The organism is Deinococcus puniceus (assembly GCF_001644565.1).
In the GTDB taxonomy this organism is placed as follows: domain Bacteria; phylum Deinococcota; class Deinococci; order Deinococcales; family Deinococcaceae; genus Deinococcus; species Deinococcus puniceus.
This window is the reverse complement of the sequence record NZ_CP011387.1, coordinates 1,683,036-1,704,145: the sequence shown is the minus strand read 5'-3', so window position 1 is coordinate 1,704,145 and position 21,110 is coordinate 1,683,036. Positions and strand designations below refer to the sequence as shown.

Below are 21,110 nucleotides of genomic sequence, written 5' to 3'. Positions count from 1 at the left end.
TGCGTCTCAGTTTTGCAGCGCAGCATCAATCGCGGCGCTGACCGAGGCGGTGGCGTAGCTGTCCACCAGTTTGCCGTTCACGTAGATGGCGGGCGTTCCGGCGACTTTGGCGTCCACGGCCTGCTTCTCGTCGGCGTCCACTGCGGCGGCAGTTTCGTCGTTGTCGAGGCAGGTGGCAAACTTGGCGGTGTCCAGCCCTTCCACGTTGGCGGCCAAGTCTTTCAGGCGGCTTTTGGTGGCCCACACTGCCGATTCGTTGCCCTGCCCACGAAACAGCACCGACTTGTAGCTCTCGTGCAGGTCGTTGCTCTGCACAAACGCGCACTCCACAGCCTGCGCGGCCAGTTTGCTGTCGTCGGTGGGCAGGCGGGCACTCTGCGCCAAGAACGGGTAATTGATCGACACCAATTTCGCCTTGCCCGTGTCGATGTATTTGGTCTTCAGTTCGGGCAGGAATTCATCCTCGAACCGTTTGCAGTTGGGGCACTTGAAATCTTCGAATACCACCAGCGTCACGGGCGCGTCGGACTGGCCCAGCACCGGCTGACTTGAAGTGTCGAAGTTGACGACTGCGGTAGAACCGCTGGGTTGGCCGCGCACAGCGAACAGCGCGAGGGCGATCAGAGCGGCGGCCAGGAGTGTGCCGATCACCAGAATGGTGCGGTTGGGGTTGGTTCCTTGAAGACGGGTCATGTTGGGGCCAGTGTACCAACCGCGCCGATGAGCGGGGCAGAGGCAAAGGCGGGAGGTATACAGAGAATCGGTGCTGTTCTGATGAATCTGGAATCAGACGCAATCCCTGTCATCTCTTCGCCCGGCGCAACTGGGACGATCTGGGTCTGTCACAGCGTTTTGAAGGGTGTCAACATCGCCCCACCCGCCCGCTCAATCTCTGGGTCAAAGCCGCCTAAAACTGGCTCTAGCATTTTTTAGAAGCGGTAGGTCAGCCCAAGGCGAGTGCCGGGGGAGAGCAGACCTGTTCCAGCCGTGTCGAAGAGATAACGCCCCTTGAGTTCCGTGAAGTAGCCCCAGCGTGAATCTCCGAAGGTGTTGCGGATGCCCGCCGTGCCGCTGACCCAGAACACTTCGCCTAGCACGGTGCCCACGCCCGGCCCGCCGTACACGGTCACGTTGCCCGCAGGCCCGCTGAACAGGAGATCGGCCCCCACCAAGGGCACAATCGGCACATTGACATCGGGTAGGGGAACAAAGATCACGTCGGCCATGCCCCGCACGGATACGCTGGCCCCGCCCAACTGCCCCACACCGACGCTGAGGCCCGCGCTGAGGCCGGGAAGAACCAAAAATTCGGACGCGAGACTGCCCCAAATGGTGACAGATTCTCTCTGGGTCGGTTGGGCTGATGCTTGTGCGGCGGCTGTGCTTAACAGGGCACTTCCAGAGAGGGCGGCAAACAGCAAAGCACGGGCGGAAGTCTTCATCACGCCCTCATTCTGGCCGATGCGCTAGAGATTGCAAGCACAAATACCTGTACCTACAGGGGAATCTCCCCACACAAACAACCTCTGCCCATAACAAAAAGGACGCCGAAGCGCCCCTTCCAGAGGTACTTTTTGTTCGCTTCAGTGCAGCAGGCCGATGGAACGGGCCCGGCTGACGGCTTCGGTGCGGTCACCGGCGTCCAGTTTGGCGTACAGGCGGGCCAAGTGATCCTTCACGGTGTCGGGGCTGACGCCCAGATTCTTGGCGATTTCCTTGTTGCTGTAGCCCTGAGCGAGCAGCGGCAGCACTTCGGATTCACGGGGGGTCAGGCGCGGCACATCTACATGCGGCAGACGGTCAATTTCGGGGTGGGCCACGATGTCGCGCAGTTGGCGAGCGAGGCTCTCGGGGTCGGTTTCCTTGCTCACGTAGCCTCTGGCCCCGGCGGCGCGGGCGGCCTGCACGATGGCGGGTTCGGAAAAGGTGGTAATGAGCACGCTGACCACGTTGGGGTTGCTCAGGCGCAGCTTCTCGCAGACCTCGATGCCGGTCATGCCGGGCATTTTCACGTCCAACAGGGCGGCGTCGGGCTGGTGCAGGCGGCAGGCGTCCAGCGCGGCCAGACCGTCGGCGGCTTCGGCCACCACGTCAAATCCCTGATGAATGAGTGCGTACTTGAGGCCCATACGGAACAAGGGGTGGTCGTCGGCAATGACTAGTCTCATGGGGTGACCTCCGGAAGGGTCAGGGTAAACAGGGAAGAGGAGGGAGAAAAGACGTCTGGGACAGTGTGCGTGGCACTGGTGGTTGGATCGTGTACCGAAGGTGGGGCCAGTGGATCGGGCGGCTCTAATCGGTGGGGGTCAAACAGGGGGGGCGGGTGGCGCTCGTACAGCAGTTGCCCGCCGTGCGCCTCGGCAATGCGCCGCACGATAAACAGGCCCAGCCCGGCGGTTCCGGCGGTGTAGTGCTGCCCCGCGATCAGGGCAGGCTGAGCATTGAAGGGCTGCGCGAGGTCGGCCAGATCACCGCTGAGGCCGGGGCCGTCGTCCTCTACGCCAATGCCCTGCGGCGTCACCGACAACTGCACCCGCGTTTGCGCGTACCGCACGGCATTTTCGGTCAGGTTGGAAACGGCGCGTTCTATCACGTGGGCGTCTACCGGGGCTGATCCGCTGCCGCGCACGCTGAGGCTCAGGCCGCGTGCTTCGGCTTGGGGGGCCATACGGCGGGCCACGTTGTCCAGCAAAACGCGCAGGTCAGTTTGTACCAACTGCACCTGCACATCTTCACGCTCGAAGCGGTGGGCGTCGGCCATTTGCTGCACCAGCGCCAGCAAGCGGGCGGTTTCGGCCTGAATCTGCACGCCCACTTCGCGGCGCTCGGCTTCTGGCAATGGGTAGGCGGTCAGGGCGTGCGTCAGGTGCCCAGTGGCGATCAGGGGCGTTTTCAGGTCATGCACCAGCGTCGCCATAAAGGCGCTGCGGCGGCCCTGCTCGGTGCCGAGGCGGTCTAGGAGGGTGGTGAACGCGCCGCGCAGGGCACGAATTTCGGCGGGGTCGTCGGCGTGGGGCTGGGCAAAATCGCCGCGCTGCACTTCTGTCTCTAGGCGGTTCAGGGGCCGCAGGAGTGCCCCGCTGAGGACGTAGCCTGTAACTGCACACAGCAGGCCGACCACCAGCATCCACACGACCAGCGTCAGGGTGGGCACATTGGGCTGCGCCGTGAAGGTCAGCACCAGATTGGGCAGGAAGGCCAGCAGAAAAATGACCAGCGTAAATTGCCCGCGCAGGGTGGCCCGCAGCCGCACCTGCTCCTTGGTGTGATGGGCTGAAACCAGCGGAGCTGCCATCCGGTCTGCCACCCGATCTGGGGCAGTCCTCATGCTGGCATCACGTGCGCTCATAAAGGCAGCTTAACCGCCGCGTTCTGACAGAACCGTCACGGCTACCTTCTGGCCTCTCATGTGTCAAGCCCCCCAGATGCCGCCCCCGATGGGTGGGCCAATGGGTCACCTGAGATTCCCGTGCCAAAGGGCAGTTTTGCTCATGCTGTACGGTTGGCAGGAATCACACGGCAGAACACAGCGGGCCAAAGTGACTCACCGAGGCCCGCTGTCATCTGGTTTTCATCTGGCGCTCAGGCCGCCCTGCCTTCCTCTCAGCTCAATTCATCTCCGGTTTCTTTCTTGGCATAGGCGTCGCTGATCAGCTTGACGCGCAGCGGTGTTCCATCTGAAGCGTAGCGGGCCGCAACTGGGGCCACCACCACTCCCTCACGGGTATGCAGGCCGCGCCCAGACACGGTTTCCGGCCCCTCCTTGAGGGTGCGGATATGGGCGGCGTCGAAGGGGCCAGTGTAAATGAGAGGCACGGCCCACTCCTTAAACCAGCCTTTCCAGTCCGCAAAGGGCTGATCCTTGCCGTCTACCACGAGCCGGAACACCCGCAAGGTTGGCCCGCTCTGGCCGTAGCCGTAGCCTTTTTGCACAGGCAGGACTTCCGTAAACACCTGTACCTCTTGGCCCGGTGAAGCGGTGTCTTGCGGGTAAGCGGCGGCTACGGCTTCAAACAGCCCAGCGGCGTGGGCGGCCTGCCAGTACACGTTTCCAGCGTTTTCTTTCAGCCCCAGCGCCTGCCGCGACAGCCCTTTGCTGGTCACGACCCACTCGCCGCCCGCCGCCCGGTAATAGATGCCCTGCGACCCGTGCAGCTTTTCGGTCACGACCACAGCCTCACCGGGCACGAAGTCGCGCTCGTAGATGCCGAACTGTTCTACATCGTGGTGGCGGTAGCCGCTGCCTAGTACGCCGCTCACGTTCTCGGCGTCGCCTGCCATAGACACAGGCACAGGCGGTTCGTAAAACGTGATGCCCAGCCGCTCCGAGAGGTCTTCTCCTACCGGCAAATCGGACAGGCCCAGCGATTCCAGCACGTCCGGCGGCAAGATCACGCCCTGAGAGCGCTCGCCCCGCAGCCGCATGCTGACCACGCGGTTGGCGTCTGGGCCGTGCAAATAGGACACGCCCGTGTCGGCATTGGTGTATAGGCCCGCAAATTGCGGCGGCAACAGCGCCCGCTCTGGCGCGACCACGATCAGATCGCCGTCCTTAACATTGCCCTTCTGAACCACCAACTGAAATGGCCCTACCTTGCACAGCGCCAGCCGTTCCGCGTTTGGGTGCGGAAAAAGTTGCGCCTGTGCCTTGATCACTTGCCGCTGTGCCATCTGATGTTCTCCCTTGGGGCAAATCCCGTAGCCCGACAGCAAGAATGCCGCCCCGGTGTGGGAACGGCAATCCGCCATTTCCATCAGTGATGGCTTATGCACGGCAATTCTCTCTTGTCCCGCTTAAAGTGAAGCACCCATGCTCACGACTGAATTCATGCTGACATCGTTGATCGTCGCCCTGATTCCGGGAACGGGCGCGATTTATACCATTTCAACGGGGTTGCTTTATGGCTGGCGGGCCAGTCTCGCCGCCGCGTTCGGGTGTACGTTGGGCATCATCCCGCACTTGCTCACCAGCGTGTTGGGCTTATCGTTCGTGTTGCACATGAGCGCTACCGTCTTTCAGGGACTCAAGTTTGCTGGAGCGGCCTACCTGTTGTACCTGGCCTGGGCCACTTGGCAAGACCGGGGAACCTTGCAATTCAATGCGGGTACATCACACCAAAACTCTCGCCAGATCATTGTGCGGGCCGTGTTGCTCAATCTGCTGAATCCTAAACTAACCCTCTTTTTCTTCGCGTTCTTGCCCCATTTCATTCCAGCGGGTACGCCTTCGCCCACCGCTTCATTTCTTCTCCTCAGCGCGGTGTTTATGACCGTCACCTTCGCTGTGTTCGCGGTCTACGGCGTGTTGTCGGGCAGCATCCGAACTTATGTGGCCCGCTCGCCTCAAGCAATCGTCTGGCTGAGGCGTTCGTTTGCGGCCACCTTTGCCGCCCTGAGCGTGCAGTTGGCCCTGACAGAACGCTGACCACGATAAGAAGGCGCACCAGAGGAGAGATTCCTGCTGGTGCGCCCTTTGTTCTTATGTGTTTAAGACTTATTCGTCCGTACTCAGCACCGCCAAGAACGCTTCCTGCGGCACTTCTACCGTCCCGATCTGCTTCATGCGGGCGCGGCCTTTTTTCTGCTTGTTCAGCAGCTTCTTCTTGCGGCTGATGTCGCCGCCGTAGCACTTGGCCAGCACGTCTTTGCGGTAGGCCTTCACGGTGGCGCGGGCAATGATTTTGCCGCCGATGGTGGCCTGCACGGGCACGGGGAACATTTGGCGCGGAATCACTTCGGCCATCTTGTCCACGATTTTACGGCCAATCCCATACGCCTTGTCCTCATGCACGATCACGGCGAGGGCGTCCACGATTTCGTTGTTTACCATGATGTCCACTTTTCGCAGGTCGCCGTCGCGGTAGCCGATCTGTTCGTAATCCATGCTGGCGTAGCCCCGGCTGATGGATTTCAGGCGGTCATGGAAATCGTAGAGAATCTCGGCAAACGGCACTTCGTAGAGGAGTTCCACGCGCTTCCCCACGTAGTTCATGGTGATCATGCTGCCCCGGCGCTCCTGCAAAAGCTGCATCACGGGCCCCACGTGTTCTTCAGGCAACATGATGCTCAGCTTGATGTAGGGCTCCTCGGTGGCGCTGATGCGGTCACGGGTGGGGAATTCTGCCGGGTTCTGGGTCTCGAAAATGGTGCCGTTGGTCAGGCTTATTCGGTACACCACAGCGGGCGCGGTGGCGATCAAGTCCAGATCGTATTCGCGTTCCAGTCGCTCCTGAATAATTTCGGCGTGCAGCAGGCCCAAAAAGCCGCAGCGGAAGCCGAAGCCCAGCGCCTCCGAGGTTTCGGGTTCAAAGGTAAACGCCGCGTCGTTCAGCTTCAGCTTTTCCAGCGCGTCGCGCATCTTGCGGTAATCCTCGGTGTCGGTGGGATACAGGCCCGAAAACACCACGGGTTGCGCGGGTTTGAAGCCTGGAAAAGGCTCCGGCGTGGGCCGGTCTTTCTGGGTCAGCGTGTCGCCCACCTGCGCGTCGTGAATGTCTTTAATTCCTGCCGCCACCCAGCCCACAGCCCCCGCCGGAAGCGAGTCGCTGACGATCAGACCGGGGGTAAACGTGCCCAATTTATCGACATCGAAGGTTTTGCCGGAGTTGAACAGCATGATGGGCTGCTTGGGCGTCAGCGTGCCTTCCAGCACCCGCACGAACAGAATGACTCCCTGATAGGCGTCGTAGAAGGAATCGAAAATCAGGGCTTTCAGGGGCGCTTCCGGGTCGCCGGGGGGCGGCGGAATGCGGTCTACGATGGCTTCCAGAATCTCAGTAATGCCGATGCCCGATTTGCCGGACGCGAACACGGCGCTCTCGGCGGGAATGCCGATCACGTCCTCGAGTTCCTGCGCCGCGCCTTCCGGGTCGGCGGCGGGCAAATCAATTTTATTGATGACCGGAATGATTTCCAGATTGCTGTCGATGGCAAGGTAAGCGTTGACGATGGTTTGCGCTTCTACGCCCTGCGAGGCGTCTACCAGCAGTAGCACACCTTCACAGGCCGCGAGGCTGCGCGAGACTTCGTAGTTGAAATCCACGTGCCCCGGCGTGTCGATCAGGTTGAAGGTGTAGCTTTCGCCGCCCGTGCCGTCTTCCTGCGGGGGCCGCACATAGGTCAGGCGAACAGGCGTGGACTTGATGGTAATGCCGCGCTCGCGCTCCAGCTCCAGCGTATCGAGGGTCTGGTCGCGCTTGTCTCGCTCGCCCATCGCGCCGAGCCGCTCCATGATGCGGTCAGCCAGCGTCGATTTGCCGTGATCCACATGGGCAATAATTGAAAAATTCCGAACATTCACCCTAGCAGTGTAGCGGGAGGCGGCAAAAGGAATAGGACGCGGGCAAACAGAGCCCCGACTAAGCCTTGGCGGAGGCCGAAATTCAGACCCGTTCCAGCGCCCGGTGAGGCAGCGGCGGCAGTTCTATTTGCACGGAATCGCCCTGTCGTATCTCGCCGCCCACTGCCACCACACCCATAATTCCCGCCTTGCGAATCAGGTTTCCGTCCTCATCCCGCCCCAGCACCGCCGCCAACAAGCCGGGCCGAAAGTTCTCGATCTGACTGCAAGGATTCCGTAAGCCTGTGACCTTGATCACCGCCTCAGCGCCCAGATGCAGCCGCGTGCCTATCGGAAGCGCCAGCAGGTCTACGCCGCGTGTCAGCACATTTTCGCCCAGATCGCCGGGCTGAAGGCCGAAGCCTGCCGCGTTCAATTCATCCAACAACTCGGCATGAATCAGGTGGACTTGGCGCAAGTTGGGCTGGGTGGGATCGGCGGCCACGCGGGAACGGTGTTTTACGGTGTGGCCCGCGTGCGCGTCGTCCTGCACGCCCACTCCGGCCAGCAGATGCACGCTAGGCACAGGCTGTTTGCTGAAGCCGTGTGTAGGGCTGGCCGCCACCGAAACGATATGGGCCGGGGCAAAAGCAGAGGTTGTCATCCTGTCTCCAGTCTGCCCCAAGTTTGCCGCATCAGGCGGTCTGACCATCTGGCAAGCAGGATTTGTCACGAGCCGGGTATCATCACAACTCTGTGCGTTTACTGAAAGAGTGGAACGTTAAGATTGAACGAGACATATGAGACGCCCCCCATCTGCCCCGCTGTCCCGCTGCCTGTTGCCCGCCCTCCTGTGCGCGGCAACGCTGAGTGCCTGCGGTGCTGTCGGCCCAGAGAGCGGCGTGGGCGTCAGTGCCAAAGGTGTCGTCGTGTTTCCGCCCAGTGCCGGAACCGCCGTCTTCACGGCCTCCGTAGATGGGCGGGCGCAGGCCATCGCCTCGGCAGCAGTGGCCGCCGACGGCAGTTATCGGCTGGCCCTGCCCTCGCTGCCCAGCCTGCCCAGCCGCAGCAATCTGGAGGTTCTGCCCACCGTGCCCAGCGTCTTGCCCGATCAGGTCAGCGGCGTGGAGTGCAGCGGCGAACCCGTTGCCAGCACGCCCAATGCCCGTGTATTGGTTCTCAGTGGCGGCACCTTCAGCGCCGACGGTGCGGGCGGAGCGGTCACGGGCCATCTGATGCCCGCCAGCGCCGCCATCGGCAACCGCCTGACCTCGCAAGATATTCTGATCACCACCCGCACCCACGCCTACGCTGACCGCGACGTGCGCCTCACCGGAACGCTGAACTGCACGTTTACTCGCGCCGATGGCAGCACGCTGGAAGGCTCTGTGCAGGTCAACTACGATCTCAAGCACGGCTGGAATTCGCTGGAAACCCGCACCGGGCAGCCTTCGGTAAACGCGCCGATTGCCACCGTGACTAGTTCCCACACGCTGGCGAATGTGAACTGGCGGTATTTGCCTGTGACCCCGTAAGCAGGCTGCGGCTCTCAAGCGCCGGGTTCATGCTGGGGCGGGTTCATACTGAGGCGCATGACCGAGTTTCAGCAACCTCTTTCTCTGGGCTACCACACCGATCTGGCCGTGCGGTTCCATGAGGGCGGTTCCTGCGAAGTGCTGGAACTGGCGGATCTGGGGCCAGTTGTTCGGGTCGCCACGCCCAGCAATCCTACGTTCTGGTGGGGCAACTTCTTGCTGATGCCCCGGCCTCCGCGTGTGGGCGAGTTGCCCGCTTGGTTAGCGGCGTTCCGGCAGGCGCACCCGCAGGCCCGGCACGTCACTTTCGGGCTGGATACCACCGATGGCGAGGGCGGCGCACAGCAGGAGTTCGTGGACGCCGGATTCAGCCTGCACCGCGATACTGTTCTGACCACGTCCCAGACCGTGCCGCCCCGTACCCTCAACACCGATCTGAACTTCCGGCCACTGGACGCCACGCAAGATGCCGACTGGCAAGCGGCTCTGGGCCTGCGGATGGCCGTGAACGCCGCCGATCCGGAACCGCACGAGGCGGCGGGCTATCAGACCTTTGCCGCTCGCAAGCTGGACGCGGCCCGCGCCGCCCAGCACCGGGGCCGGGGGGCCGTGTTCGGTGCGTTTGGCCCCACAGGTCAGATGTATTCGGGCTTGGGCGTGTTTTCGGCAGACGGGGCACACCGGGCGGGCGGCGTCACGCGCTACCAGAATGTCGAGACGCACCCGGAAACGCGCTCGCTGGGACTGGCGGGCACGCTGGTACACCGGGCAGGCGAGTGGGCACGCACCCACCTGAACGCCCAAACCTTGGTCATCGTGGCAGACCCGGCCTACCATGCCCAACGCCTGTACGAACGCGCCGGATTCCGGCCCACCGAGATTCAGACCGCTTGGGAGCGTCCGCCTCAAGAGGAAAGAAGCGCAACGGAGTCTGGCTCCAACCCGGATTCGGGCCGTCAAGCTGAGCCGTGACGGGTAGGCCACGCAAAAGAAGTCGCAGAAAGGGCGAAAAAACGCGCTAGCCCCACTGCGACAACTTTAATTTAGGTTGAGAAGCCCGCTAGATCTAAGCTCAGTTCTCAAAAATCTTGCGCCCATCTTCCAGTGCGGCGCGGTTGTAGCGGTTGGCGAGAATGAAGAAGGTGGGTGCCCATAAGCCCACGAAGATGCCGAAGCGTTCGCCGTGTGCGCGGGTTTCGGCGTCCTTGCCCTGTCCGCCCTGAGAGGCCCAGATGGCGATGGAACCCAGAATGGAGGCAAATCCGGCGATGGTGAGCAGGTTGGAAATGTTGCGGTTGTCCATGATGACGCTCCTTGAACCAGTTGAGGTCGTCTGAACCGCCCGCCCGGTGCGGGGCCGTTCATGTCTAAATCTATGCCAATGTGACCCGGCTCTCTAAGGGGTTCTGCGGGAATGCCTACGGAAGGGGCGCCGATTCCTTTTCTTTAGTTTTCCTCAAGGCCTTCTGAGGAAGCGGCCCCGAACAGCCTCCCCGATCCGTCCTGTGCCAGCAAGCGGGCGATGGGCGCGAAGGTGCGGCGGTGCTGAGGCGTGACCCCAAGTTGCTCCAGAGCGGCGCGGTGGGCGGGAGCGCCGTAGCCCTTGTGGGCGGCAAATCCGTAGCCGGGATACTCGGCCTCCAGTTCCGTCATCAGGCGGTCACGCTCGGTTTTCGCCAGCAAACTGGCGGCGGCCACCGTGTAGCTCAGGGCGTCGGCCCGCGCCGGGGCGGTCAGCGGGAGGGGCGTGCGGAGTTTCAGGTAGTCGGTGATCAGGGCTTGCGGGGCCGGAGCTAGGCGGGCGAGGGCACGGGCGGCGGCGGCGTGGGTGGCTCCCAGAATGTTCAGGCGGTCTATTTCGTCGGGCCAAGCGTGTTCTACGGCCCACGTCAGGGCCACTTCCTTCACCTGCGCCGCGTACCGTTCCCGCTGAGCCGCCGTCAGTTGCTTGCTGTCCCTAAACGGATACTCCAGCGCCAGACCGGGCAAAATGACTGCCGCCACCGTAACTGGCCCGGCCCACGCCCCGCGCCCCGCCTCGTCTACGCCCGCTACCCGGAACGCGCCGCGCCGCCAATGCTCGCGCTCGAAGGCCCAATCGGGAGTCACGGACGGTACGGGAGAAGACACGACCTTAGGCTAGCGCACCCGCGCCAGCAGCCATCAAAAAGCTCCGCCAGCGGCGCGTATGCTTTTGCGGTGCTGGCGGGCGGATGAACCGACTTCACCCGGTCGGTCTTAAGTTGTGGTACACCTGTAGCCTAAACAGCTGGGATGGGCAAAGAATGGGTGTTGGCGTAATGTGGCCTTTACACATAGGTGCCGAGGAAGAATGTTGACTAGACATGGCGTCCGTCTGCGCTGCCCACCTTGCCGGGGCCACATGTGATAAACGGGAACGCATGACCGGCACACGCAAACAGAAAATCAGAGTCTCGCGGGGAGGCCCGGATAAATCGGCGGGCAGGGCGGCGGGCACGCCGTCTGGGACGGGCAGTCCTTCTGTGCCAAAAAGCATCCATGTGGTTCAGCGGTACAGTTACTTCGACGCACGCCCCGCTGCCCTCGCCCCTCGCCTAGACGGCCTGCACGCCTTTACCAAGCCCGGCGTGCGCGGCTACCCCGAAGTGGACGGGGCACAGTCCCTCATGGTGCAGACCATGCGCCGGGAAAAGGTGCGCGGCGACGTGCTTGACCTGACCGCGATGGGCGGCCTGACCGGATCGCTGCCGGGCGTGACTTTGCGGGCTGTGGAAGGTTCGGCAGCAGCACTGGCGGCCCTGAAAGCAGCGGGAATAGAGGCGCGGGCGGCCTGTCCGGGCGACAACCTGAGCGCCGAATGGCCCACGCGGGCACAGACGGTGGCACTCGTGCTGGCCGGAGACCGGGGCACCGACTACGCGATGGCGCAGGTGGGGTGGGCGCACGCCTGCACGCCCCCCGGCGGCACCTTGTATATCGCCGGAGACCGCGACAAGGGCTTTGACCGCTACGTGCGTGCAGCGGGCGCGGCGTTCGGTACAGGCGAAACCATTGGCCGCGACGGTGGAATGCGCGTGGCCAAACTGATCCGGCGGCCCGGCCAGACGCCGCCCTTGCCTGCCCCCGAAACCTACGAAGCCTACGGTGTTCAGGTGACGGGCCTGCCCGGAGTGTTCAGCGCCGGACGGCTGGACAAGGCCACGACGCTGTTTTTGGCCCACCTGACGGCGATGGTAGAGGCCGGAACCCTGAACTTGGCGGGCAAGCGCGTGCTGGATCTTGGTTGCGGCACAGGCGTGATCGGCGCGTGGGCGGCCAAGCAAGGGGCAGAAGTGACGCTGGTAGACGGTGACTTGTCCAGCGTGCGCAGCGCAGAAGCTACTTTGCACGCCAACACCCTGACAGGTGAGTGCATCCACTCCGATGTAGACGCCAGCTTGGGCCAGCGCACCTTCGATCTGATTCTTACCAATCCGCCCTTTCATGTGGGGCGCGGCGTGGTGTTGGACGTGGCCCGCGAGTTTATTCAGACTGCTGTGCGCCGCCTTGTGCCCGGTGGCACGCTGTATCTGGTTGCCAACGATCCTTTGCCCTACGAACCCACGATGCAGGACGTCGGCCCGGTGCGGGAACTCCTGCGGGAAGGTGGGTTTAAGGTGTTGGCGGCGAGTAAGTCAGCGTAGTCAAGTGAATCGCTCTGTGTGAAACTTGCCCAGCTCAGTGAGCGTTAAGAGACGGTGTTACGTGTAAACCCCAGTCTGCTTCACAGCCAGCCCCCTTAAAGGAGCACAACTGCTGTTGTCCCCACCTATAAGGGGGGCGTTGCGAAGCAACGGGGGGGTTCACCTTCCAACTTGGAGTGTTGCCAATCAAAAACAAGCAGTTGCTCTGGTTAAAGGCCCGCTCAAGACACTGCGCCCGTCACCGGGAACCTTTCTCTGTTTCACCCCGTACCTGAAATGTTGACCCTGTTTCTCCCGCTCTGCCCACCGTCAAACGCCCGCCTCTCCGTGAACCGTGAGGGGCAGTCTACGTTTGCCCTGTCGCCGGAGAACAGGACACTTTGCTAGACTGACGCGCTCCGGCCTGCGCTGACCTTCCTTCTGGGCTTTTTGCCCGCTCTCCCGCGTTCAGGCCACCGTTGCACATTTCCCGCTTCAAGTGTTCCGCTCAGGCGCTTTTCCCCCCTCCTTCTCCTGTATTCTCAGCCCTACGTTTCCGGCCCGAGTCCGACGTCCACCGTGTTGGCCCTGTTTAGGTCGCTTGGCATACCGCTCTCAACACTGTTGCCACCTCTTTGCCGCTCTGACTTTGGCCCGGAAAATACGACCCGCTGATCTACACTCTGACATCCAATATTGACGTTTCAGGAGGCCGCATGGCAGATTCCACCAAACCCCGCACGCGCAGCAAGGTTTCCGCAGCGGCGACGCTTGCCGCCCCCGAAGAAAGCCGTATCAAGACCCCCGATAAGCCCCGCACCCGCACCCAGCCGCGCACCCGTGCCGTCATGCCTGATGCGGAGAGCGGCGCGGAGGCCGTGCCAGTTGCTGCTGAGGTTGCCCCAGCGCCCGCCAAGGCCAAGCCTGCCCCCAAAAAGGCCGCTGCACCCAAAACCGAGGCTGCCATAGACGCTGACCCGGACAGTGCCGAAGCAACCGCCGCCGACGTTGCCCCGGCCAAGCCCGCTCCCAAAAAGGCCGCAGCCAAGCCCAAAGCGGCCAAAGCGGCTCCCGCCACGACCGATGACGGCGCGGCAGAAGCTGACGCTGGCTCGGATGCTGGCGCAGAAGCGGACGCGCCCAAGCCTGCGGCCAAAGCCAAGGCTGCGCCCAAAACGGCTGCCGCCAAAGCCCCGGCCAAGACTGCGGCCAGCAAAGCGGCTCCCAAACCCGCGCCCAGCGGCAAGGGCAGCGCCGCCGACAAGCCCTACCACGCCCACCCCAGCATTCAGGACATGCTCAAAGTGGGCAAGGCGGCAGGCATTCTGTCCAGCGAGGACATCGCGGCGGCCCTGAGTGTGGCCCTCGAAGCCAGCGGCCTAGACCCCGAAAGCCCCGAAGCCTTTGAAGACATGCAGCTCTTTATTGCCGGACAGGGCATCGAAGTGCAGGACGTGGACGAGGACGACGAGGACACCGACGACGAGGCGGATGAGGCTGAAGAGGGTGGCCCGATCAACCGGGCGGCGGCCAACACCGAAGACGACGAAGAAAAATACTTCGACGACATGCCCCGCGCCGTCAGCAACGATCCCGTGCGCCAGTACTTGCACGAAATCGGGCGCGTGCCCCTGCTGACGCTGGAAGAAGAAATCGCGCTGGCCCGCCGCATTGAGGAAGGCGAGGCCGCCCGCAAGACGCTGGACGAAGACTTGGAGATGGATGACCGGGGCCGCCGCCGCCTGATGCGCCAAACAGAAGACGGCGCGAATGCCCGGCAGGGACTCATCGAAGCCAACTTGCGCCTTGTGGTCAGCATCGCCAAGAAGTACACCGGACGCGGCCTCGGCTTCCTTGACCTGATTCAGGAAGGCAACCAAGGCCTGATCCGCGCCGTCGAGAAGTTCGAATACCGCCGCCGCTACAAGTTTTCCACGTATGCGACGTGGTGGATTCGGCAGGCCATCAACCGCGCCATTGCCGATCAGGCCCGCACCATCCGCATTCCGGTGCACATGGTCGAAACCATCAACAAACTCACGCGCACGGCCCGGCAGCTTCAGCAGGAACTGAGCCGCGAAGCCACGCACGAAGAGATTGCCGAAGCGATGGGGCCGGGCTGGGACGCCACCAAAGTCGAGGAAGTGCAGAAGGTCAGTCAGGAGCCGGTGTCACTGGAAACCCCGATTGGCGACGAAAAAGACAGCTTCTACGGCGATTTCATTCCGGATGAGAATCTGGATTCGCCCGTGGACAACGCCGCCAAAACGCTGCTGAGCGAGGAGCTTGAGAAGGCCCTGAGCAAGCTGACCGAACGCGAAGCCCTCGTGCTGAAGTTCCGCAAAGGCCTCGTGGACGGGCGCGAGCATACGCTGGAAGAGGTGGGCCAACGCTTCAACGTGACCCGCGAACGCATCCGCCAGATTGAAAACAAGGCGTTGCGGAAGCTGAAGTACCACGAAAGCCGCACCCGCAAACTCCGCGACTTCTTGGACTGAGCCTCTGCACGACTAAAAATCTGGGTTGTTCTGCCCGCTCTGGCTTCGGCTAGGGCGGGTTTTTGTTGTGGGTGGGGGAGGGGCGAGTGAGTTGGGGTGGGCCTTTAGCCCCTCCCTCTTGAGGGGGGAGGCTGGGAGGGGGTGAGTGAGCGACAGCGATTGCCCTTCCATAAGAAGCAACGACGAAAGTCGGGTCTGAACTAGCGTAAAGCCACGCTGCCTCATATCAGAGTCAAATCCCCCGCCCCACACGCTACACTCGCCCAAAATGTCTGCCCCAAACGCCATGCACGACGATCAGATCACGCCGGTAGAAGTCCCCCATGCCCCAGCTTGGCAGGCCTACGGCGCGGCGCTGTTGCCCTTGGCCTTGCTGGGCGTGTTGCCCGTGTGGGCGTGCCTGCTCCTTTGCCTGCTGTTTGGGCTAGGCGTGCGCTCCGTGCTGTGGCATGAAGGCCGCCTGCTCATTTCGTTTCTGATCGTGGGCGCGGCCATCGTGGGCCATCTGCTGGGCCTCGGCGGTTTATCGGTGGCGCTGAATTCCGGCGGCTTGGGCAACCTGTTGGTGCTGTATCTGGCGGGGTTGCTGGGCGTAGGGGGCCTGTCGTGGGGCGCGTCCCTGCTGGAAGAAGGACGGCGCAGAGGACTCTTTTTTGTTCTCGCAGCGGGTCTGGTGTCGCCTCAGCCTTTGCTGCTGCTGGCGCTGGCAGGCGGGGCGCTGATGCGTCCGGGTTTGGATGACCGCAGACCGGGTTGGTTGGGCCGGGAAGGTGCGGGCTGGACGGGGAAGAATGCGGCTTGGCTGGCCTTACCGGTGGCCCTTGCGCTGGCTCTGGCTGTTGCGTTGCCCCGGCCCGCGCCGCTGTGGAATACGTCGTCTCCGCCGCCCGTGCAGGCCCAAGCTCCGGCTGAAGTTCCCCCCGCCGAACCCAGCGCCCGCCCCTCCACTTTGGCCCCCCTGCAACCCCCTGCCCCGCGCCCCCGCCTGATCACCGAAGATGTGATTCCCGCGCCGCCCGGTGAACTGGTGTTGGTGGCTGGAATCTTGGTTCTCTTTGCGCTCTTTCTGCTGCTGCGCGTCATTCCGGCCCAGCGCGGGCGGCCTGCAACGCTCGTGGAATGGCTGATGGGCGCGGGCCTCGTGCTGACACTGGTGCTGTTGGTGGCATTGGCCTTCGGTGGTGCGCCGGGTCAAGAGGCCGGAACGCTGCCCCCCGCACAGGCCGAGGCGTTGGCCCCAATCGAACCAGACACCCGTGAAGCTACCCCCGAAGAACGCTGCCTGACATCGTTTTTGAATCTGGTGCTGTGGGCAGCGCTGCTGTTTTATCTGGCGGTGTTCGCGCTGTTGGTTCACACGGCCCTCAGCTTGCGCGGGGCCAGTCGCCGCGATGCTCAGGCCGCCCTGCCTACCACACCAGATGCGCCCGATGCCGCCGCCCTGCACCGCGTCCGGGTGGCCTACCGCAATACCGAAACTGCGCTGACCGATGCAGGCCGGGGCCGTGCCGCACACGAGACGCCGCAGGGGTACGCCGCCCGCCTCGCCGCCGACTTGCCCACGCTGGCCGCCCCGCTGAATCTGCTGGCCCGCGTGTACGCCCCGGTGCGCTACGGAGGCTCGGTCAGCCTTACCGACGCCGACGCTGCCGAGGCCGCCGAAGGGACGATTCGAGCCGAACTGCCTACTTTGCCGCCCGTAGCTTCCTCCGACGCGGCAGAATGACGGCCATGACTGCTTCTCAATCCCCCGCCCCAGCCTTTGTCGGGCGCGTGCTGGACAACGTGGCCCGCGTGCTGGTGGGCAAAAACGACGTGACCGCGCTGGCACTGGCTGGAATCTTGGCAGGCGGCCATATTCTGCTGGAAGACGCTCCCGGCACGGGCAAAACCATGCTGGCCCGTGCGCTGGCCGCCTCTCTGGGCTTGCCGTTTTCGCGGGTTCAATTCACGCCTGACCTTTTGCCCAGCGACATCACGGGCGTCAGCGTGTACCGTCCCGCCACCGGAACCTTCGAATTCGTGCCGGGGCCAATTTTCACGGGCATCCTGCTGGCCGACGAAATCAACCGCGCCACCCCCAAAACCCAGTCGGCATTGCTGGAGGCGATGGGGGAGGGCCAAGTGACCGAATCGGGCGTCACGCACCGCCTGACCGCGCCGTTTGTGGTCATTGCCACGCAAAATCCGGTAGAGCATGAGGGAACCTACCGCCTGCCCGAAGCGCAACTTGACCGCTTTCTGCTGCGGCTGTCGGTGGGCTACCCCACGCTGGAGGAAGAGGTGCGGATGCTGGGCCGCCTGCAATCCCTGCACCCGATTCATGCGCTGGAAGGGGTTGCCACGCCCGCCGATCTGCTGGCCGCTCAGAGTGCCGTGCGGGGCGTGTTCGTGGCCGAGGATCTTCGGCGGTATATCTCCGGGTTGGCGGCCCGCACCCGGCTGCATCCGATGGTGGCGCTGGGCGGCGGGCCGCGTGCCAGCCTCGGTTTGCAGGGCGTAGCGCAGGCGCTGGCGTGGATGGAAGGCCGGACATTTGTGACGCCCGACGATGTGCAGCGGGCCGCGCCGGGAGTGCTGGCCCACCGCCTGAGCCTGCGGGTAGAGGCGCGGCTTCAGGGGACGCCGGGAGAGGCGGTGGTGGCCGATGTCTTGCGGGCCGAACCCGTTCCGGTAGAAGTTCAGCCCGTGCCAGACGCTCTCGCCCATTCATGACCCTGCTGCTGGTCGCGCTGTTTTGGCTGGCCCTGATTGCCCTCTTGGTGGGTGCGCTTTGGCTGGCCTACCGCCGTCCACCCACCGTCACGCTGTCCCGCACGTTGTCCACTTCCGCCTTTGCGGGGGGCCGCATTCCACTGACCGTGCAGGCCAGAATAGCCAACCTCTTGCCTGTGCGCGTGCTGATCGAAGACGAATCTCCGCGTACCGTGGTGGCCGACACCGTGCCAGTTTTGGCAGGCTGGGTGCAGGGCGAGGCGGTGCATCAAGTCCAAACTATGCTGACGCTGAACCGCCGGGGCGTGTTCGAGTGGGCGGGCGGAACGCTGCGCTGGGCCGACCCGCTGGGGCTGTTCTGGCGCACTGTGCCCCTCAATGTTCCCACCAGATTAGAGGTCTATCCCGGCACACACGGCCTGCTGCTCCCTGACTTGTTGCGGCCTCTGCTCAGCGAGGGCGCGTGGTCTCGCACGCACGGTCTGGAAGACCCGATCAGCCTGCGCGGCGTGCGCGACTACGTTCCCGGCGACCCACCGGGCCGGGTGCATTGGCGGCTCACGGCCCGCACGGGCAACCTCACGGTGCGCGAGCCGGAGCGCACTGACGCCAGCAGCGTCACCGTTTACCTTGACCTCAGCACGGGCGGCGACGTGTATCTAGAGAGCGCCGTGCGTTTGGCGGCCAGCTTGGTGCAGGAATCGTTCACGCTCGACCTGCCAATTGCCGTTGCCTCCAACGCCGGGGCCACTCCCATAGGCCGTACCCCCGAAGCCATGCGGGCCGCGCTGTTGCGGTTGGCACAGGCGACAACTGATTCAACTTCGCCCACCATCCCGCCCATTCGCGCAGGCGGCAACCTGATCATTCTCACTGCCCGCGCCGGAAGCGCCCTGATTGAGCAGGCCATGCGTGCCCGCGCCACCGCCAGCCGGGTCGCCCTGATCGCCATTCCAGACGGCTTTTATCTGGAACCCGGAGAAAACCCACGCCGTCAGTGGGTGGCCGCCCCCGACTCTATCCGTGAGCTGGAGCGGCAGGCGGGCGCACTGGCCGGAGCAGGCGTGCTGGTGTTCGTGCTGCGCGGTAATCAGAGTGTGTTGCGGCTGGGCGGGTAGGGGAGTGGGCGACGGTTGTGGAACGGCGGAAGGGCGTCTAAGCGTCTAGGGTCGAAGGGTCTAGGAAAGGCAGGCCATGCGATCTGGGCCGGTTCTTTTGCCTCTCCAGCCCCAAACCCCTACCGCCCCAGCACCTTAGACGCCTGACCTGCCCCCACCTAAAGAAACGGCTCAGGCCCGGTACACTTCCGCTTGCTACCGTAGGCACATGACCGACAACAAAGATCAAGGCACGCAGACTCCCGCCGCCGGTACTCTAAAAACAGAGGACGAAATCAGCAACGTGGACTTGCAATTTATGGGCAAGCCTGATCCCCGCAAAGAGCAGGCCGCCGAAGTGAACGCCCAAAGCAAGGCCCCCGGCGAGTTTCAAGACCGGGGAATGGACAAGCAGGACGTGGCCTCGGCAGGCAGCATGGTGGCCAGCGATCCGCCCAGCTCGAATATGGGCGACGAAGGCAAACTGGGCGAGTAGGAATCTGGAAGGAATTAAGGCTCTAAAAACAAAAAACGTTAGACGCAGATCTAGGCGGCCATCACAGGCCGTCTTTTTTGGCTTATCTAGACGGTAGACCCCCATTCAGGTGGGATGGCCGCCCAGGACTGTGTGGCACGAGTATCCGGTCATTCTCCCTCAAATCACGTATACACCCAACGGGTGGTCATTTACCAAAAATAGTCAAATTTTTCACATTATGGCTAAAAAAATCTATACTTTCTCTCAATGCTTCCTCATTAGGGCGGCAGTGCTCATGGCTGTCTCGATCACGGGCCTCCAGTTCCCCCTTCCCCTTTGAGAGTTCTCCTCGTCAAAGCGTCCAAAGAGCTTCCATGACCCTCAGTTCACCCCACAATCCGCATCAGCCGTTGACCGTCGCGCTGTACACCGAAGGTACCTATCCTCAGGCGCACGGCGGCGTCAGCGTGTGGGTCGATCAATTGGTGCGGGGCCTCACCGAACACACCTTCTCGGTGCAGGCCATCAGCGGCATTCCGTTTGCACGTCCAGCACTCGACATGCCCAGCAATGTCAACTTTACGCAGGTTCCGCTGTGGGGGCCGCCCTCTGTGACCCGGACGGATCGGCAGCGAGAAGGAGCCATTTTGTCTGCGTACAGCGACTTCCTAGAGTCCCTGTGCACGCTTGATGTCAATAGCTTCGGCGTTGCCCTGCGCGCCCTGTCTCAGCAAGGGGCTAAAGGCCCGCTCACGGGTGTGCTGGAAGGGGGCCGCGCCGCCCGCCTCACGCTGGACATCTGGACGGCGCAGGCCCGCGCCCAGGATGAAGACCGCCTGCCGGGCCGTCCCCGCCTGCCGCGCCCCACCGTTTCCGACGCGCTCGACGTCCAGATGTGGCTGGAACACGCTCTTCGCCCACTGGCCGCCCGGCCACCCGAAGCCGAGGTCGGGCACGCGGTCAGCAACGGATTTGCCGCGCTGTTGGCCCTCAACGGCCTCTGGACATACGGCACACCCTTTTTGCTCACCGAACACGGCATCTACTTGCGCGAGCGCTACCTCGAATTCCGGCATACCTCCTATACCCCCGGCTTCAAAGCGATGCTGCTGCGCTTTTACCGCCTGCTGTGCAGCCTCGCCTACCGGGAAGCCGCGTTGGTGTTGCCCGGCTCCCATTACAACCGCCGCTGGGAAGAAGAACTGGGAGCCGAATCCGAGAAGATTCAGTGCATCTACAACGGCATCGACCCCAGCGTGTTCCCGGAGGCCGAGTCGGAACCGGAAGGGTCGGTGGTCAGTTGGGTAGGCCGCGTCGATCCCCTGAAAGACTTGGAAACCCTGATTCGCGCTTTCGATCTGGTGCGCCGCAAAATTCCGCACGCCCAACTGCGCCTGTTCGGGGGCACACCCGCCGGAAACGAGGATTATGAGCGCCATTGCCGCAGCGTAGCCTCGGGGCTGCATCTCGATGGCAACGTAACCTTCGAGGGCCGGGTAGCCGACATTACCGACGCTTACCGGGCCGGACAAGTCGTGGCCCTGACCAGCGTCAGCGAAGGCTTTCCCTACACGGTCATCGAGGGTATGGCGATGGGCCGCCCGCCTGTCGCGACCCGTGTGGGCGGCGTGCCTGAGGCAGTGGGCGACGCTGGCCTGATCGTGCGCCCCCGCGACGTGATGGGTGTGGCGAGTGCGCTAGGGCGCTTGCTGGAAGACCAGCCGTTGCGTGCCCGCCTAGGCCGCGCCGCCCGCGAGCGCGTCATGGAGATGTTTACCCTCGACGGCTGCCTGCAAGCGTACTGCCGCGCCTATCCGGTGGCTCTGGCCAATGCTGGGGGCGAGCGCCTGTGAGCCTGCCCAGA

General features: G+C 63.3%; 19 protein-coding genes. 10 read left to right on the top strand and 9 right to left on the bottom strand.

Features of this window, described 5'->3' with window-relative positions; translation table 11 throughout:
* Nucleotides 1–6 precede the first annotated feature (6 nt).
* The 5 genes from SU48_RS07755 to SU48_RS07735 form a co-directional block, all read right to left on the bottom strand.
* Nucleotides 7–693, bottom strand: a complete 687-nt coding sequence (locus tag SU48_RS07755) for a DsbA family protein (RefSeq protein ID WP_064014751.1) — start codon at nucleotides 691–693, stop codon at nucleotides 7–9.
* Between the two features lie 236 nt (nucleotides 694–929).
* Nucleotides 930–1,442 (bottom strand): hypothetical protein, encoded by a 513-nt coding sequence (locus tag SU48_RS07750; RefSeq protein WP_064014750.1) that lies wholly within the window; start codon nucleotides 1,440–1,442, stop codon nucleotides 930–932.
* A gap of 141 nt (nucleotides 1,443–1,583) precedes the next feature.
* Nucleotides 1,584–2,168 (bottom strand): response regulator transcription factor, encoded by a 585-nt coding sequence (locus SU48_RS07745; RefSeq protein WP_026298755.1) that lies wholly within the window; start codon nucleotides 2,166–2,168, stop codon nucleotides 1,584–1,586.
* A complete protein-coding gene (locus SU48_RS07740; RefSeq protein ID WP_064015930.1) occupies nucleotides 2,165–3,295 on the bottom strand; it encodes a HAMP domain-containing sensor histidine kinase in 1,131 nt (376 codons plus the stop codon). The genes SU48_RS07745 and SU48_RS07740 overlap by 4 nt, the downstream gene beginning before the upstream one ends.
* A gap of 308 nt (nucleotides 3,296–3,603) precedes the next feature.
* Nucleotides 3,604–4,773, bottom strand: a complete 1,170-nt coding sequence (locus tag SU48_RS07735) for an RNA ligase (ATP) (RefSeq protein ID WP_231881564.1) — start codon at nucleotides 4,771–4,773, stop codon at nucleotides 3,604–3,606.
* Nucleotides 4,774–4,810: 37 nt separating this feature from the next.
* Here SU48_RS07735 and SU48_RS07730 point away from each other — a divergent pair, with 37 nt between their 5' ends.
* Nucleotides 4,811–5,425, top strand: a complete 615-nt coding sequence (locus SU48_RS07730; RefSeq protein ID WP_064014749.1) for a LysE family translocator — start codon at nucleotides 4,811–4,813, stop codon at nucleotides 5,423–5,425.
* Between the two features lie 69 nt (nucleotides 5,426–5,494).
* Here the strand turns inward: SU48_RS07730 and lepA are convergent, their stop codons facing one another.
* Entirely contained in the window at nucleotides 5,495–7,300 is a 1,806-nt protein-coding gene (gene lepA / locus SU48_RS07725) for a translation elongation factor 4 (RefSeq protein WP_231881563.1), read from the bottom strand.
* Between the two features lie 82 nt (nucleotides 7,301–7,382).
* On the bottom strand, nucleotides 7,383–7,943 hold the full coding sequence (locus SU48_RS07720) for an MOSC domain-containing protein (protein WP_064014747.1): 561 nt from the start codon (nucleotides 7,941–7,943) through the stop codon (nucleotides 7,383–7,385).
* A gap of 136 nt (nucleotides 7,944–8,079) precedes the next feature.
* On the opposite strand from SU48_RS07720, the gene SU48_RS07715 reads away from it, so the two are divergent.
* Both SU48_RS07715 and SU48_RS07710 read left to right on the top strand, forming a co-directional pair.
* Nucleotides 8,080–8,814, top strand: coding sequence for a hypothetical protein (locus SU48_RS07715; protein WP_157451118.1), 735 nt, complete (start codon nucleotides 8,080–8,082; stop codon nucleotides 8,812–8,814).
* 57 nt (nucleotides 8,815–8,871) lie between these two features.
* A complete protein-coding gene (locus SU48_RS07710) occupies nucleotides 8,872–9,786 on the top strand; it encodes a GNAT family N-acetyltransferase (RefSeq protein ID WP_064014745.1) in 915 nt (304 codons plus the stop codon).
* A gap of 100 nt (nucleotides 9,787–9,886) precedes the next feature.
* Here SU48_RS07710 and SU48_RS07705 read toward each other — a convergent pair whose 3' ends face one another.
* Both SU48_RS07705 and SU48_RS07700 read right to left on the bottom strand, forming a co-directional pair.
* On the bottom strand, nucleotides 9,887–10,117 hold the full coding sequence (locus SU48_RS07705; RefSeq protein ID WP_064014744.1) for a hypothetical protein: 231 nt from the start codon (nucleotides 10,115–10,117) through the stop codon (nucleotides 9,887–9,889).
* A gap of 143 nt (nucleotides 10,118–10,260) precedes the next feature.
* Entirely contained in the window at nucleotides 10,261–10,944 is a 684-nt protein-coding gene (locus SU48_RS07700; RefSeq protein ID WP_082869714.1) for a ribonuclease HII, read from the bottom strand.
* 272 nt (nucleotides 10,945–11,216) lie between these two features.
* On the opposite strand from SU48_RS07700, the gene SU48_RS07695 reads away from it, so the two are divergent.
* The 7 genes from SU48_RS07695 (at nucleotide 11,217) to pelF (ending at nucleotide 21,099) form a co-directional block, all read left to right on the top strand.
* Nucleotides 11,217–12,479 carry a class I SAM-dependent methyltransferase gene (locus tag SU48_RS07695; RefSeq protein ID WP_064014743.1) on the top strand — a complete coding sequence of 421 codons (1,263 nt, stop codon included), beginning with the start codon at nucleotides 11,217–11,219 and terminating at the stop codon, nucleotides 12,477–12,479.
* A 695-nt stretch (nucleotides 12,480–13,174) separates the two neighbouring features.
* Entirely contained in the window at nucleotides 13,175–14,956 is a 1,782-nt protein-coding gene (gene rpoD / locus SU48_RS07690; RefSeq protein ID WP_064014742.1) for an RNA polymerase sigma factor RpoD, read from the top strand.
* Nucleotides 14,957–15,224: 268 nt separating this feature from the next.
* Nucleotides 15,225–16,682: a DUF4129 domain-containing protein gene (locus tag SU48_RS07685; RefSeq protein ID WP_064014741.1), complete on the top strand. Its 1,458-nt coding sequence runs from the start codon at nucleotides 15,225–15,227 to the stop codon at nucleotides 16,680–16,682.
* Complete coding sequence (locus SU48_RS07680) at nucleotides 16,679–17,671, top strand: AAA family ATPase (RefSeq protein WP_064014740.1); 993 nt, start codon at nucleotides 16,679–16,681, stop codon at nucleotides 17,669–17,671. Before SU48_RS07685 ends, SU48_RS07680 begins: the two co-directional genes overlap by 4 nt.
* The gene (locus SU48_RS07675; RefSeq protein WP_064014739.1) at nucleotides 17,668–18,789 is read left to right on the top strand and encodes a DUF58 domain-containing protein; all 1,122 of its coding nucleotides are present in this window, start codon (nucleotides 17,668–17,670) and stop codon (nucleotides 18,787–18,789) included. Before SU48_RS07680 ends, SU48_RS07675 begins: the two co-directional genes overlap by 4 nt.
* Before the next feature lie 208 nt (nucleotides 18,790–18,997).
* Complete coding sequence (locus SU48_RS07670) at nucleotides 18,998–19,264, top strand: hypothetical protein (protein WP_064014738.1); 267 nt, start codon at nucleotides 18,998–19,000, stop codon at nucleotides 19,262–19,264.
* Between the two features lie 356 nt (nucleotides 19,265–19,620).
* Nucleotides 19,621–21,099, top strand: coding sequence for a GT4 family glycosyltransferase PelF (pelF, locus tag SU48_RS07665; RefSeq protein ID WP_064014737.1), 1,479 nt, complete (start codon nucleotides 19,621–19,623; stop codon nucleotides 21,097–21,099).
* Nucleotides 21,100–21,110: the final 11 nt, after the last annotated feature.